The sequence below is a fragment of the Brevibacillus brevis NBRC 100599 genome (assembly GCF_000010165.1).
In the GTDB taxonomy this organism is placed as follows: domain Bacteria; phylum Bacillota; class Bacilli; order Brevibacillales; family Brevibacillaceae; genus Brevibacillus; species Brevibacillus brevis_D.
Genome location: NC_012491.1, coordinates 2,916,611 through 2,931,807 on the forward strand (window position 1 = coordinate 2,916,611; position 15,197 = coordinate 2,931,807).

16 protein-coding genes are annotated in these 15,197 nt (G+C 44.9%); 13 read left to right on the plus strand and 3 right to left on the minus strand.

Going from position 1 to position 15,197, the window contains the following annotated elements; genetic code table 11:
• Positions 1–206 precede the first annotated feature (206 nt).
• From BBR47_RS14190 to BBR47_RS14220, 6 genes are all read left to right on the plus strand, one after another.
• On the plus strand, positions 207–1,004 hold the full coding sequence (locus BBR47_RS14190; RefSeq protein WP_015891092.1) for a substrate-binding domain-containing protein: 798 nt from the start codon (positions 207–209) through the stop codon (positions 1,002–1,004).
• Between the two features lie 12 nt (positions 1,005–1,016).
• Positions 1,017–1,463 carry a hypothetical protein gene (locus tag BBR47_RS14195; protein WP_015891093.1) on the plus strand — a complete coding sequence of 149 codons (447 nt, stop codon included), beginning with the start codon at positions 1,017–1,019 and terminating at the stop codon, positions 1,461–1,463.
• 96 nt (positions 1,464–1,559) lie between these two features.
• Positions 1,560–2,105: an RNA polymerase sigma factor gene (locus tag BBR47_RS14200; RefSeq protein WP_015891095.1), complete on the plus strand. Its 546-nt coding sequence runs from the start codon at positions 1,560–1,562 to the stop codon at positions 2,103–2,105.
• 59 nt (positions 2,106–2,164) lie between these two features.
• Positions 2,165–2,824, plus strand: a complete 660-nt coding sequence (locus BBR47_RS14205) for an anti-sigma factor (protein WP_231850597.1) — start codon at positions 2,165–2,167, stop codon at positions 2,822–2,824.
• Positions 2,825–3,399: 575 nt separating this feature from the next.
• Entirely contained in the window at positions 3,400–4,821 is a 1,422-nt protein-coding gene (locus BBR47_RS14215) for a serine hydrolase domain-containing protein (protein ID WP_015891097.1), read from the plus strand.
• A 23-nt stretch (positions 4,822–4,844) separates the two neighbouring features.
• Positions 4,845–5,681 (plus strand): M55 family metallopeptidase, encoded by an 837-nt coding sequence (locus BBR47_RS14220; RefSeq protein WP_015891098.1) that lies wholly within the window; start codon positions 4,845–4,847, stop codon positions 5,679–5,681.
• A 51-nt stretch (positions 5,682–5,732) separates the two neighbouring features.
• On the opposite strand, the gene BBR47_RS14225 is transcribed toward BBR47_RS14220, so the two are convergent.
• Positions 5,733–6,395, minus strand: a complete 663-nt coding sequence (locus BBR47_RS14225) for an S-layer homology domain-containing protein (protein WP_015891099.1) — start codon at positions 6,393–6,395, stop codon at positions 5,733–5,735.
• Positions 6,396–6,635: 240 nt separating this feature from the next.
• Between BBR47_RS14225 and BBR47_RS14230 the strand changes: the two genes are divergently transcribed.
• Positions 6,636–7,487 carry a D-Ala-D-Ala carboxypeptidase VanY gene (locus BBR47_RS14230; protein ID WP_015891100.1) on the plus strand — a complete coding sequence of 284 codons (852 nt, stop codon included), beginning with the start codon at positions 6,636–6,638 and terminating at the stop codon, positions 7,485–7,487.
• Positions 7,488–7,583: 96 nt separating this feature from the next.
• On the opposite strand, the gene BBR47_RS14235 is transcribed toward BBR47_RS14230, so the two are convergent.
• The gene (locus BBR47_RS14235; protein WP_015891101.1) at positions 7,584–8,267 is read right to left on the minus strand and encodes a C40 family peptidase; all 684 of its coding nucleotides are present in this window, start codon (positions 8,265–8,267) and stop codon (positions 7,584–7,586) included.
• 147 nt (positions 8,268–8,414) lie between these two features.
• Here BBR47_RS14235 and BBR47_RS14240 point away from each other — a divergent pair, with 147 nt between their 5' ends.
• From BBR47_RS14240 to BBR47_RS14250, 3 genes are all read left to right on the plus strand, one after another.
• Complete coding sequence (locus BBR47_RS14240; RefSeq protein ID WP_041749421.1) at positions 8,415–9,101, plus strand: response regulator transcription factor; 687 nt, start codon at positions 8,415–8,417, stop codon at positions 9,099–9,101.
• Positions 9,102–9,113: 12 nt separating this feature from the next.
• On the plus strand, positions 9,114–10,481 hold the full coding sequence (locus BBR47_RS14245) for a sensor histidine kinase (RefSeq protein WP_015891103.1): 1,368 nt from the start codon (positions 9,114–9,116) through the stop codon (positions 10,479–10,481).
• 132 nt (positions 10,482–10,613) lie between these two features.
• Positions 10,614–11,051, plus strand: coding sequence for a hypothetical protein (locus tag BBR47_RS14250; RefSeq protein WP_015891104.1), 438 nt, complete (start codon positions 10,614–10,616; stop codon positions 11,049–11,051).
• A gap of 99 nt (positions 11,052–11,150) precedes the next feature.
• Here the strand turns inward: BBR47_RS14250 and BBR47_RS14255 are convergent, their stop codons facing one another.
• Entirely contained in the window at positions 11,151–12,047 is an 897-nt protein-coding gene (locus BBR47_RS14255; RefSeq protein ID WP_041749422.1) for a LysR family transcriptional regulator, read from the minus strand.
• Positions 12,048–12,176: 129 nt separating this feature from the next.
• Between BBR47_RS14255 and BBR47_RS14260 the strand changes: the two genes are divergently transcribed.
• The 3 genes from BBR47_RS14260 to BBR47_RS14270 all read left to right on the plus strand — a co-directional run bounded on the left by BBR47_RS14260 (position 12,177) and on the right by BBR47_RS14270 (position 15,192).
• Positions 12,177–12,860 carry an MOSC domain-containing protein gene (locus tag BBR47_RS14260; RefSeq protein ID WP_015891106.1) on the plus strand — a complete coding sequence of 228 codons (684 nt, stop codon included), beginning with the start codon at positions 12,177–12,179 and terminating at the stop codon, positions 12,858–12,860.
• A 131-nt stretch (positions 12,861–12,991) separates the two neighbouring features.
• On the plus strand, positions 12,992–13,561 hold the full coding sequence (locus BBR47_RS14265; RefSeq protein ID WP_015891107.1) for a cupin domain-containing protein: 570 nt from the start codon (positions 12,992–12,994) through the stop codon (positions 13,559–13,561).
• Between the two features lie 329 nt (positions 13,562–13,890).
• Entirely contained in the window at positions 13,891–15,192 is a 1,302-nt protein-coding gene (locus tag BBR47_RS14270) for an alpha-glucosidase/alpha-galactosidase (protein WP_015891108.1), read from the plus strand.
• The last annotated feature ends 5 nt before the right edge of the window (positions 15,193–15,197 follow it).

Here is a 15,197-nt window from a genome sequence, read left to right on the forward strand (position 1 = left end):
AGCATCTCAAAGACAAAGATCACCATACACCTGGCCAGACTGGCCTAGGTTGTGTGGAGATCTTTATTTATTCTTCACCAGACTAGTTTTCCATCGTTTCATGTAACTTTCTAACTATTTCACAAATACAATCAAACCGTTTGCAGCCTGCCGTCGTTTCCTTTGATAGAACCGTTAAAAAACAAGTGTGAAATGGAGGAAGAATCATGAGGAAGACTGTGTTCCTAGCAACTCTACTGCTCTTTTTCTTTACGACTACCGGAATGTCAGCCTATGCAAAAATGGACGGTAAGCCGGCGTCCCAGGCGAATTCTAGCAAAAGTGACCAAGTCATCCGGGTGTACGGACCAGGTGGACCACTTGGACCGATCAAGGAAGCTGCTGAACATTTTTCAGCTGAGACGGGTATGAAGGTGGAAGTAACAGCCGGACCAGAGAGCAAGTGGATCGGTCAAGCAAAGCAAGATGCAGATATTATTTTCGGTGGCTCCGAGTATATGCTGCAGGACTTTATCTTTCACTACCCCGAAATGATCGACACGAAATCACGTACGGAGCTTTACACGCGCGCTGCAGGAATATTGGTGAGGAAAGGAAATCCTAAGAAGATTGAAAAGCTGGAGGATTTAACGAAAAAGGGAGTAAAAATAATCGATGTGAATGGGGCTGGCCAGCTTGGCCTGTGGGAAGACCTGGCGGGCAGAAAAGGGCTGATCGGAGGCATTACTCAAAATATTAACGTTTCTGTAAAGTCGAGTGCCGAAGCCATTGAACGATGGAAATCGAATTCCAGCCTGGACGCATGGATTACCTATGAATCGTGGCATTACCGGCTACAGGATGTGACAGACCTGGTCGAACTGCCCGAAGAAGAAAAGCTCTATCGTGGAACGCCGATCGCCCTGACAAAAATCACTGATCAGAAAAAAGAGGCACAGCAATTTATTGATTATTTAAAAACGGAAAAATCTCACCAAATCTTTCAAAAATGGGGCTGGAAGTAAGGAGGAACATACATGAAAAAAGTAGTTTTTACACTTGCGATGATTTTGATTATTTTTGCTTTGGCTGCTTGCGGAAAAAGCACGGAGGTAAAAACAGAGGCGGTTCAACCCGATCAAGCCCTCCAGCTTTTGAAGAATGAAAAAGCAGGAGAGTACCTGGCCGATCCTCAGGGAAGGGCACTGTATTACTTTAAAAAAGACCAAGCAGGAAAAAGCAATTGCAGCGGGGACTGCCTGGCAAACTGGCCGGCATTTACCCAGGAGGATTTCGCCGTCCCAGAAGGTTTTGACAAAAAGGATTTCGATACGATCACAAGAGAAGACAATGGGAAGAAGCAGGTTACGTACAAAGGCTTTCCTCTCTATTATTTTGCAAAAGACCAGCAAGTAGGGGATGTAAACGGACAAGGAGTAAAAGAAGTATGGTTTGTCATAAACAGCGAAACAGCATTTGAATAAGCTTGCCCAGGGAACGATCAGTCGCGGTCGTTCCCATCTTTCCTTTTATAAAAGTGTTATGGCAGTATATTTTTATCCAAAAGCAGGGAGTGCCACATGAAAGAAAATTACGATGCGGAATTAATGCGATTGGTTAACGAAAAAAATGGTCACGCATTAGAGGAGCTCTATGATCGATATATCAAGCTTGTTTACGGCTTTGTTATGAAGTTTTGCAATGGGAATGAGGATAAGACGAAAGAAATTATTCAGCTGGTTTTTTTGAGGCTATGGACAACAAACAGCCATTACGATTCTGCTCAAGGCAGCTTTGTAAATTGGCTCCTCACGATTACCCGCAATATATGCATTGACTACCTTCGCAAAGAGAAGAGGCATACGCAACACCATCAAGAGGAACATGAAGAGATCGCCGACCCTGCAAATGCGGTCGAGCAACGAGTAAATACGAATGATATTGCGATGGCGAAAAACAAATTGCCGACGGCCCAAAGAAAATTAATCGATCTGCTTTATTGGAAAGGGTATTCTCTTTCAGAGATCGCCAAGCTGGAACAAGAGCCGCTCGGCACGATTAAAAGCAGGCTTCACCAGGCTCTTAAAGGATTGAGGAAGCATCTGGAACTGGAGGATATAAAATGACAAGGGTTTGTGATCATTTAATATCATATATAGCAAATGAGCTCAAGGAGAGCGACCACATGGCCTTTGCTGAACATGTAAAGAATTGTAAGGAGTGTAAGAAAGAATATCAGGAATTATCCCAGGCCTGGCATGCTTTGCCGTTCGATTATACCGAAATCGAGGTGCCTGAATCGCTAAAAGGCGAGGTGCTGGGGTTTGTTTTTGAGCACAAGAAGAAAAGCGGTACAGAAACATTCATGGCTAAGATGAGCAAGCTCCCCATGATGCTCAAAAGCCAGTTCACTCCAGTTTCAACCAGTATTGTGACCGTCTTGTTGCTCGCGTTTATTGGTCTTGGAATAACGAATGTACAGGTAAAAAATCACCATGCGGAAAATGTTCCCATTGAAATTGTAACGGCGATTCCCTTAAAAACAGCCAATCAAAGCCACCCGGGAACAAACGGCATCGCCTATATTGTCCAGCAGGGATCAGAGAAAAATTTGGTGGTGCAGGTTCACGAATTGCCCGGCGTCGAAGGTTCACAGGTTTACCAGGTTTGGCTGCTGAAAAACAGCACGAGGGAAAATGGTGGCATATTCAAGCCGGACGAAAATGGATCCGGAATACTGACCTACCAGCTCGCCGAAGGGCAGACTTTTGATCAAATCGGCATTACTGTCGAACCAGACGCCAACAGCAGACAACCAAGAGGAAAAAAAATAGCCGGTTCATAGATCGTAACAGAAAAGGACAGATACATTTTAAAGATCTGGTTAACCGTATAGTACGAACGAGTGCTTTCACATGGAACCCGCATATGTCCATACGGCTCGGCCAGTTCCGCCTTATGGATTTGATCGTGGAACAAACACAAGTAAGTAGAGGCTGCTGATGTTAAAACCGGCAGCCTTTGCTCAACTAACTGGCAGGAAAAACTTAGGTGAAGTACGATTGATACTACTTGACGCTTGCAAAGCAAAAGTAGAGAAAACCCGTGATGATTGGCGAGGCTCCACAGTCCTGCTAACTGGACCAAATCGGTACAGCAACGCTCATTACTAAAACAACGAATGATCGAATTTGACCAGCGACATTTTAGGGCCTGGCGTCAACAAGACGAGGGGTTATTTGATTACTTTTGTTGTGAAAATTAGTTATTTTCAGAATTATATATTGTCGTTTTTTCATCTGCGGCTTATAATTCTACTAGTGCATGAACTTCATATCCTTACTTTTTTGAAGTGTATACTTCAGATTAAGCCTGAAATTGCTTTCCTGTTTGTAAGAAATGAACCTAAGGAGGCGTGACATGAAGATGAAGGAGTGGGAAGCGTCGTTCGAAGCTTACGTCCAAAGGCTGATGGATGATTTTCAGGTTCCCGGTGCGATCATTGCTGTAGCCAAAGACGGAGAACTCACTTATGAAAAAGCGTTTGGTTTTCGGGACCGTGAACAACAAGCTCCCATCGATCTGGATACGGTATTTGGGATCGGATCGATTACGAAGTCGTTTACATGCATGGCGATCATGCAGCTTCAGGAAGAAGGAAAGCTTTCCGTACATGATCCGGTAATCACCTATTTGCCTGCGTTTCGCACGCCGGATGAAGCCCAAACGAAAAGCATTACCATTCATCATTTCATGACACACACTCTCGGATTTCCACCACTTCCATCTCTCATACCCGCTATGCTACCGAGCTTACAAGCCGATCCGACAGCAGACGAATTACTTCACCATTTTGAAGACCAATGTAAACACCCAATCGATACCTTCGAAGACCTCATGGCATATATAGAGAAGCTGCCCTTTGAATTGTTGGGACCTGCAGGGACAGAATTCAGCTATTCCAACGAAGCTTTTGGCTTGCTTGGGGCGATTATTGAGCGTGCCAGCGGTAAACCTTACGAAGCCTATGTCCAAGAGCATATTTTACAGCCAATTGGCATGGAACGAACGGTTTTTCATGTAGAGGAATTAGGCGAGGACAACAATACTACCATGCTGTACACACGTCGCATGAAAGATGGTGTTCGTGAAGTAGTACGTGCCCCAGGTTGGTGGGATGCTCCCTCCATGCGTGCAGCAGGCTTCCTCAAATCGACCGCACGTGACATGCTTCGGTATGCGGATGTTTATCGGACAGGCGGGCTTTCAAATGGAGCGAGAATCATCTCGGGAGATAGCGCCTCACAAATGATTGCCCCTCATGTCCGTGTTGATTTGAGCCGCAGCTATGGTTACGGACTCGGCGTGTTTCCATTTTCCGAAGATTACACCTTACTTACCCATACCGGCGGCTTGAAAGGGATGACCGCGCAAATGTTCATCGTCCCAGAGGCGGGAGTAACTGGCATTCTTTTGACCAACATGGATGATGCCCCTATTTCCAATCTGACCTTGGGACTGTTGAATAGTATGTTCGGTCGCCCGCTCGAGACGCAGTTCGCCACATTTCCCGAATATGAAGTGCCGCTTGCTTACTTGCAACAATGTCCTGGTACATATAAATCAGGAGAAGGAGACGCAGTAGAGATCAGATTTGATGAAGCACAGAGCCAGCTTGTACTCGTTCTAGGCAGTGATGTGTTCCCACTGCGTTCCGTTGGCGAAGATACGTTTCTGTTCACGCGCCACAACATCGATTCACTCATCCGCTTTGTTCGCCATCCAGAGGGTGAGATCAAGCGCTTGGCGTTTGGTTCGCGCCAAATGCCGAAAGCAATCTAATCAAAGATAGGGGGCAGTTTCGCATGAAGGTGTTTATATCGTTGGACATGGAAGGGATCTCTGGATTAAGTGAATGGGAGGATGTGATCCCCGGTCGCAGACATTACGAAGCGGGGAGAAGACTGTTAACCCAAGATGTGAATGCGGCGATTGAGGGAGCACTGGAAGCAGGAGCCACCCAAATTATTGTCAATGAGTCTCATGGGCCGATGAACAATATCATCCTGGAAGAATTGCATCCACAGGCAGATGTCATCCGTGGTTTCTTCAAGCCTCTCTGTATGATGCAAGGGATCGACAGTAGCTGCGATGCCGCATTTTTCATCGGCTATCATGGAAAAGCAGGGACAGGAGATGCGGTACTCAATCATACATTGTCTGGCCTCGCTATCCATCGGCTGATCTTAAATGGTAAAGAAGTGGGCGAAGCAGGGTTAAATGCAGCAATTGCGGGAGCCTTTGGTGTCCCTGTCGTACTCGTTACCGGCGATTCCCAAACGGCGAAAGAGGTAGAAGAAGATATCCCTGGAGTCTTTACGGTCGCTGTAAAAACAGGAATTACAGGACTCTCGTCGCAAGCGATGCATCCCGTTCGTGCGAGAGAGCTGATCCGTCAGCAAGCAAAAGAAGCATTGCTCCATCGCCGTACAGTTAAACCACTTGCACAAAAAGTAGAGAATACGATAGAAGTCGAGTTTACGAAATCGCAATTTGCCACAGCAGTCAGCTGGATGCCAGGAATCGAGCTAATCGAAGGACGCACGGTACGCTTCCATTCGCCTGATCTTGTTAGTATGATGCCCGTATTGCAAGCGATGCTGTTGATAACCGGACAAGTGAATCAGATGATTACTGGTTAAGGAAACAAAAAATGCAGCCCCTCTCACGAGGATCGCTGCATTTTTTTTGTTTTAGTTCAGAGGCTTATGACTTTTCAAATACGCAAGGGCATTATAAATCATTTCGGCTGCCTCTTCGCGTGTGACGGGCTTTTGCGGATGGAGCTTGTTTTCCTTATCCAATTCGATAATATCTCTTGCCAAAGCTCGTTGAATGGAGCCTTGGTAATCCACGGTGAGGTCATGATCATCTTTGATTTCTACCGGCACTAATTTGATCATGGGCAGATTACCTTTGGTCTCCATGACTTTCATCAGCTGGTGAATGAACTGCTCTCTGGTCCATTCCGCATTCGGATCGAGATCATTCGGTAACTCCAATCCGTTCACTGCCGCTATGATCAGACTTTCAGCATACCAAGCATCGTTATCTGCTTTGGAAAAATAGTCAGTCGCTTGTGGCGCCTTTACGAAAGTGACCGCTGCCAGACTCAAATCAAAGGCATTTACCATCAGTTGAATACCTTGAGCAGCCGTAATCGTTTCGTTCGGTGCAAATTTGCTATCATCTACGCCTTTTATCACGCCTTGTTGCTGTAAGGAAAGAATTTTATCCTTCGCTCCCGATTGGCCTATATCCGTAAAAGGAGTCGTTGCAGCAAAGCTTGGTTGGGAGAATGACACAGTGAACAATGCAAGCAAGGAAAGAGAGATCATATTTTTTCTGATATTCATGGTAGCCACCTCGTCAATTTTTGAAGTTTCACTCCATTTGACGAGGAACAGCTGATAACGTTTCAGCTTTCTTTCGCAAAACTATCGGGTTAGATAGGGGTACTGCGGGAAATTTCTGTTTGTTTACAACAAAATGATTCAAGGAAAACTTTATCTATTGAGTACGATTTCATTTAACATTGCCTAGTACCATCGTAGTAAAAAAGAATAACGTGTGTTTGAACAATGGAGGAAGTGGAAATGAAAAAGAGATTTTTCTTACTAGGTATTCTTTTATTGTTGTTCGGTTATCCATTTTTGTGGCCACTCATCGATGCTTTATGGGAACCAAAAGAGCCGGATGCTGCTGCTTTCCCGAAATACAAAGCGATTCGAGTTGAAAAAGACCAGATTTATCAGGGCGATCTGTTATTGGTCAACAAGAAGGAACCGATCCATACAGAGGCGGTGCCATCCGATATGATCCTTTTGTCTTCGCACAACTATTTAGTGGAGGGCTATTGCTTGCAAGACAATTCCATTGAATTGTCTGAGAACGCAGCGAAGGCGTTCAACGAGATGGTCCATGCAGCAAGCAGGGACAATGTAAAGGATTTTATGATCAAAAGCGGCTATCGAAGCTTGGAAAAACCGGGAAAACTGGCTGAAGAGAAGGGACATGACGACGATGTATTGCCAGGTTGTTTTAACGAACATCATCTGGGTACAGCCTTGGACGTTACATCCACACAAATGAAAATCGACCAATCCCCTGAAGGAAAGTGGCTACAAGAAAACGCCTGGAAATACGGGTTCATTTTGCGTTATCCGAAGGAAAAGGTCACAATCACGGGCGTTCCTTACAATCCTATGCATTACCGATTTGTAGGTTTGCCGCACAGCGCCATTATGCAAGAGCGCCAGTTAACCTTGGAGGAGTACGTGAAATACTTGCGGGAGGCAAAGGAAGTGTCAGGGACGATAAATGGTGGAGACTACAAAATTTATTATGATCCAGTGGCGACTAGCATCATGATTCAAGTGCCGACCAATGGGAAATATGTGCTTTCTGGCGATAAACAGGGAGGTGTTATTGTGACAGAGTTTTTGTAGCTTGCAGAGAGCGAATCAGGCCACTAGTTTTGAAGAGATATGAAAAAGGCTGCTGTAGCTCTCAGCAGCCTTTTTGTGTTGCGCCCCAGAAAATGATCAAATTACACGTCTTCCGACCTCAAAACGTTTTTCCCAGGAAGTCCCCTTGAAATTGGTTGTTGTAACTCCAGGTTTACCGTACGTATGCAGCAGCTTATTGTCCCCAGCGTAGATGGCAACATGGGTAATGCGAGAAGAAGAGCTGCCGTAGCTGTGGAAGAAAACAAGATCTCCTTTTTGCAGTTGATCCTTCGAGACTTTTTGACCGACTTTAGACTGTTGACGTGAGTCTCGTGGCAGACTTACTCCGACCTCTTTAAACACTCGCTGTGTAAAGGAAGAGCAATCAAATGTACGCGTTGTTTTTTTACTGGATCCAAATTTATAAGGGACGCCTTTATACTTCATTCCTTCTGAAATGACCTGATCAGCAATGTCGGAAGAGGGAGCCGTTTTACTAACTATCTGTTTATTCTGGCTACCATCAGTGGTGCTTTCCTCAGTGGCAGTCAGGTCGTTATTTGTACCGTCTTGTACCATCTGACCATATTGCTCATTATCAATTTGTTCCATATTCTGGTCATACTTATGTTTTTTCTGCTGTTTATCCGGAGTATGTGCAGCTGTGGAGATAAGACTTGTCTCAGAAGCCGCGTAGGCTTGTCCGCTCATGAGAAGAGAAGTTCCCATTAGAATAGCTACGACCGTAGTAGTGGTGCCTTTCCAGTTTCGCTTTATCATGATGTTCCTCCTTCTGAATGGTTGATCATGTTGTGTGTTTCTCATCCACGCTCTTATCGTACACAACAAAACTAAGATTCCCGGTAGAATTTCATGAGAGTTTCCTGAGAAAACTGTTGGTAAGATATTCAAACGGAGATGATATGCATGCCTACGCCAGATGGAAAAGGTTATTTGCTGCTTGTTGAAGATGAACATAACTTGGCAAGATACTTACAATTGGAGTTGGAGAATGAAGGATTTTCGACGGATATTGAATACGACGGGCTTTCCGGATTAGAAAAGGCACTGACGATCGAGTACGACCTCATCCTGCTGGATGTCATGCTGCCCGAATTATCGGGGATAGAATTATGCCGGCGCATTCGGGAAACCAAAGATGTCCCCATTATCATGATCACGGCTCGCGGAGAGGTTCCGGATATCGTGACGGGATTAGACAGTGGAGCAAATGACTACTTGGCAAAGCCGTTTGCCATCGAGGAGTTGTTTGCCCGGATTCGAGTCTTATTGCGTCAGCGGGAATCAAAAGCAAACCAGGAGATAGTGGTTGGCCGATTGCGTATCCAGCCCAACGCGCGGCGAGTGTTCCTCGATGAAGAGGAAATCATGTTGACCCCACGCGAGTTTGATTTGCTTTATTATATGGTTCAAAACAAGGAGCAAGCGGTTTCGCGAGAGCAAATTCTCACAGCCGTTTGGGGTTTTGACTTTATGGGGAATACCAACATCGTGGATGTGTATATCCGGTATTTGCGGAACAAAATTGAAAGTGATCCATCCGTCAAGCTGATACATACCGTCCGAGGAATCGGCTATACACTACGAGATTAAAAGGAGAACGCAGTGCTTACACCTCGCAGATACTCACTCAAATGGAGACTGACACTGTTTTTTAGCTCTGGCATGCTGGTTTTGCTTCTCTTTTTGTCTATTTTTATTTTTTTCAGCACCTCTAATCTCGTCCATCAACATGAGCAAAAATTACTCAATCAGAAAGCGACGGCCATCGCAGCCGATTTGAAAACAGAAATCACCGAAGAAGCATCGTTGAAGATTCCCTACCTGACGCGTCTGTTAACCAATTACGCTGACGTCAATCAATCCATTACCATCAGCGATCAAAACGGCAAGGAAATCGCTTCGATACAGGGAGCCAATTGGAGAAAAGACCCGGAAGACTATTATGAAAGGACCTTGGTCGCGAAAGAGCCTGTACAGCTGCCGTTTACATCCGAGCTTTTGTTTGTGCAAATTTCTACTACGACAGAGGCGCTTGAATGGTATTTTTCTATCTTGCTCACGATTCTTTTTCTCTCGTCCTTTTTTACGTTGCTTCTTTCGGCGATTGGAGGCTACTGGTTGAGTAACTGGGGATTGAAGCCTCTCGATCATCTTATCCAGCAAATCCATTCCATTTTCCCTCAACGTCTCTCCCAGCGAATTCACCATCATCACGTAGAGACTGAAATCTACGAGCTAATCCATGCCTTTAATCTGTTGTTAGATCGTATGGAAGAAGCAATGGTCTATCAGCAGCGATTCGTCACAGATGCCTCTCACGAATTGCGAACACCGCTCTCGATTATTGAAGGGTATGTAAGTCTTCTGCAAAGATGGGGGCAGCACAAACCAGAAGTAAGGGACGAAGCACTCGCTGCTGTGGAGCAGGAGTGTAAACGACTTTTCAAACTCATCGATGACCTGTTGTCGCTAGCCAAACTGCAGCATGCCTCACAAGTAAGCTCAACGAAGGTCGTGCAGCCATTAACTCCTCTGTTACTGGAAGTAAAGCAAGCATGGGTACCCATTTTCCCTCCACAAATTAAGCTGCTGTTTGAATGGGAAGAAGCTCTTGTCCTTTTCATGGATCGAGAGCGGATTCGACAGTTATTGGACATCCTTTTGGACAATGCACGGAAATACACAGATGAAGGACAAGTGAGGGTACGAGCATATGGGGATGAAGAGGCCGTGCACATTGTGGTAGAGGATACGGGTATCGGTATTCAGGCAAAGGAGATTCCCCATCTATTTAAGCGATTTTATCGCGTAGACAAATCCCGTACGCGAAAAAGGGGAGGAAGCGGGATCGGTCTGGCCATCGCCCAAGCAATTGTCGCAGATCACGAGGGAAGCATCTCCATTGCTCCTTCCGCGGAAAGAGGCGTGATTGTTCATGTTTTGTTGAAAAAAGAGGGAATGGTTGGATGACACGAATGATGAACGATGGGGCTCTGTGGGCGTGCATTCCAGAGCCTTCGTTTCTCATAGTGTTCTGGTTTATGAACCTGTAAAATGAAAGGGAGTCAATACAAAGAGTCATTCTTGACGGAGGTGCTCAAAGTGGGAAAGTCCCATAAATACATACATAGCAAAATCGGAATACGCCAAGATCAGATGAAGGGTTTTCAGCATCCCCAATATGTCATTACAATCAATGACATCACTTTGAATGACTATTTGAATCAAAATACGCAGAGTCGTTCTTTTGATTTATTGGTTCCACCTATCGGGCTTTTTAATAATCGGGATCAGCAAAAAGTCCTTGAATTGCTTTCTTTTATAAATGTAGCTCTTCCTATTTTAGTTTGTTCGGATGACATGGATTTCTCTTGTACAGTTGTCGCCACGAATGTAGAGGAGGGGGAGAATTACATCATTTGGAAAACCTTCGGATATGGGGTGGACATGTCAAAACCGATCCATGTTCCGCCATTAACCTTTGAAAAAGACGTGTATACAGAATTTGTTGAAGCGTTCAAAAGTTTTATTCAAAAGTAATTGATGACTAAATAATGATAGGCATTCCCTATCGTAATGATAACAACGATACTATTGAACAATGATTCGCCACGTCATAAACTGATCTTGACTCCCGCATCAGCGAACATCATCGCGTTTTACCGTGGCAATTAACTGCTCCATAAAAACTCGGCTTGCCGCACATAAATACTTGTTTTTCCGGTAAACGATACCGATTTGCGCCGTAATATTTGGCTGTTGGATTGGAATCGTGCGAATCCGTTTATCATCGATATAGTCGAGGTAGCCTTTCGAAAGAACCGTGACACCGACACCTTGCCCGACCATATTCGTAATCGATTCCATTGTGGTCATCTCCAAAACAGGCTGTGGCGAGAAGCCCAGCTCCTTACATCTTTCGTCAATCAACTGACGCAAAAAGTACGTGTTGGGCAATAAAATGGAGGGGGTTTCTTTCAAAATCGCAAGGGAAACAAACGGTTCCTTCGCGAGCGGATGACCCACAGGTACGCCAATAGCCAGATTTTCTGTATAGAGCGGAATGGTTTCCAGATCGTCATGCTCCATCGGTAAAAAAACAACCCCCAGATCGAGTTCGTTTCTCAAAAGTCCTTCATAAATATCACCAGTTCTCAACCCGAAAACAGACAATTCTACCTTCGGATAACGCTGGTGAAACTCGATAACAGTAGGCGGGAGCAAGTAATTGACAACCGTCAGCAGTACGCCAATCTTTAATGCGCCTCTGCTTAAGCCTTGCAGCTCGCTAATCGCTGCCCGTGCCTGTGACAGCTCATGAAACACCTGATAGCTATGGTGAAGCAATGTTTTGCCTGCTTCCGTCATAACCGTTCGTTTGCCGATGCGATCAAACAAAGGCATGCCGATTTCATGCTCAAGCAGACGGATTTGCTGACTGAGTGTAGGCTGCGCAATGCCCAATTTCTCAGCTGCACGAGTAAAATTTAACTCCTGGCACAGTGCCATAAAGTATTCTAATTGCTTGAGCTCCAAAAAGACCATCCCCCCGGCGATTTATGAACGAACAATAGGATTTTCCTATTATTATAAGATAAACCATTATGAAATGATATGAATGTCGTGTGCCATGCGCACTTCCAAGAAAGCATGAGGTGATCGCTTGTGAATATCGAAATCCTATCGATAAATGTAGGGAAACCCAAACAGGTACAGTACCAAAACAAAGAGGTCTCTACCGGCATTTACAAAACCCCGACCACAAAAGCTCTTTATTTATCCTTTTTGAACTTGGAGGGAGATGGGCAAGCAGATCTTGTCCACCATGGAGGGAAGGAAAAGGCTGTATGCGTCTATCCCTATGAGCATTACCCATTTTGGGAAGCCCAATTGCAGAGGGAGCTTCCAATCGGTGCATTCGGAGAAAATCTGACGATCCGGGGATTAGTAGAAACGGATGTTTGTATCGGTGATACCTTTCAGCTAGGGGAAGCGGTCGTGCAGATTAGTCAACCGAGACAGCCCTGTTACAAATTGTCTGTCCGTTACGGTGTACCTGAAATGTTGGTTAAGGTACAAGAGACCGGCTATACTGGTTATTATTTTCGCGTGCTAAAAGAAGGGCTTGTATCTCATACGGATGGATTAATAAGACTTTCTTGTCATCCAAAAGCGATAACGGTCTCGTATGCAAACCGAATCATGCATCAAGAAAAAGACAATATCGATGGTATGAAAAAGCTATTGGAAGTAGAGGAGCTGTCCTCAAATTGGCGTGCGACTTTTACCAAACGATTATCCGGCGTGGAAATTGATACTCGTGAAAGGCTGACAGGCAACCAAGCATAACGACAGTATTGGCAAGGAAGAATGTGATCGTTGTGAAGAACCAGCTGAAATTGCTCTTCAGAATAGTTACCTGTCATCAGGTAGCCACATAGGCTAAAGGGTAAATCCTTTACACTGGAGAGGAGATCGAGATGTACAACAACTATTACCATCACTATCAATGGTATTATCCCGTGCTTGCCGGCTGGAATAACAGCCATTTTCACTATGGATGGAGTCCTGATTATTACAGCTGGAGCCATGCGAATGGGAATCGATACTGGAATCGTTATCAGAATACCATCGAATTGAGAGATTATGGACCAAAGCCTTTTGTCGTGAATATTGAGCAAGCCACAAAGCAAAACAACACATTCCGTACGGCATTATGGACAGGGAAGCACTTGCAGGTAACACTAATGAGCATAAACGTTGGAGACGACATTGGTTTAGAAAATCATCCGAATACAGATCAATTCATCCGAGTGGAAGAAGGTCAAGGGCTTGTTCGGATGGGCGATCGCCAAGATCATTTAGATTTTGAACGAAGAGTCAATGATAACGATGCCATCATGGTCCCTGCGGGCACATGGCACAATGTTATCAATACGGGGAATACACCCCTTAAAGTATATTCCATCTATGCGCCACCTCAGCATCCATTTGGGACCGTTCATGAAACGAAAGCCAGTGCCATGGCTTCTGAGCAAAGCCCTCAATAAGAATCGAGCTAATAGAAATGGTGCTAGACATCACAGAAACCACCTCCAGAAATGGTCAGGTGGTTTTTCTGTTTGGAGTTAAGCTTGTCTTACATAATCCGACCTGTATTCACTTTGAGGCAGCGACTCAAAAAAATTGGGGAAGGTATGGAGAGCACGCTTCTCATTCCCTGGTCTGGAACTGGCATGTATACAGCAATTTTTTACCGTTGGCTACGGTTTTTTTACCCTTGCTGGTGACTTTTCGCTCCATTACGCTAAGAATGTACAAATCATACCATTTCATGAATCCAAATATCTTGCATTGCAAATCCGTTAGGGGGGTAGTCATGCCAAAAATCACTTTTTTAGGAGCGGGAAGTACTGTTTTTGCCAAGAATGTATTAGGAGACTGCATGCATGTTTCTGCGTTAGAAGGCTCTGAGTTTGCCCTATACGATATTGATCCCCAAAGGCTAAAAGACTCTGAGAGTATGTTGAACAATTTAAAGGAAAGTACAGGTAGAGAGGTGACGGTCAAAGCCTATACCGACCGAAAGGAAGCATTGCGCGGAGCGAAATACGTGATAAACGCCGTACAGATCGGTGGTTATGACCCTTGTACCATTACCGACTTCGAAATCCCCAAACGTTATGGTCTACAACAAACGATTGCAGACACCGTGGGTATTGGTGGTATTTTCAGAAATTTGAGAACAATACCAGTATTACTTGATTTTGCACGTGATATGGAGGAAGTTTGCCCGAATGCCTGGTTTCTCAACTATACGAATCCCATGGCTGCATTGACGGGTACATTGCTTCGTTTTGGCGGGATTAAAGCAGTGGGGCTTTGCCATAGTGTCCAAGTATGCGCACCTTATTTACTAAAGTCACTAGGAATGGAAACAGACAATCTTCAGTATAAAATTGCGGGGATCAACCATATGGCATGGTTGCTAGAGATCACGAGAGATGGGGTAGACCTGTATCCGGAGATAAAACGGCGTGCAGCGGAAAAACAGAAGGCCAGACACGATGACATGGTTCGCTTTGAGCTCATGCTTCGCTTTGGTTACTATGTGACAGAATCCTCCGAACATAATGCGGAGTACCACCCATACTTTATAAAAGGCAGATATCCAGAGCTGATCGAACGCTTTCATATTCCGTTGGACGAATATCCGAGACGCTGTGTAGAACAAATAAACAAATGGACAGCCATGCGAGAAGACTTGGTGAACAACAAGCAAATCAGTCACGCTCGCACCCTAGAATATGCATCATACATCATCGAAGCAATGGAAACGAACAAGCCATTTACGATTGGTGGTAATGTTTTGAATACTGGAAGACTCATCAGCAATCTACCGGAAAAGGCTTGTGTAGAAGTACCTTGCCTGGTAGATGGAAACGGTGTTACCCCTACGTATGTTGGGGAACTTCCTGAGCAGTTGGCCGCTCTCAATCGCACGAACATCAATACGCAGCTTTTGACAATTGAAGCAGCTATTACAAGGAAAAAGGAGCACATTTATCATGCAGCACTGCTCGATCCTCATACCGCTTCAGAATTATCCATCGATGACATTGTGTCTTTATGCGATGATTTAATTGAAGCCCACGGGGAGTGGCTCCCGCAATTTTCATAACAAGG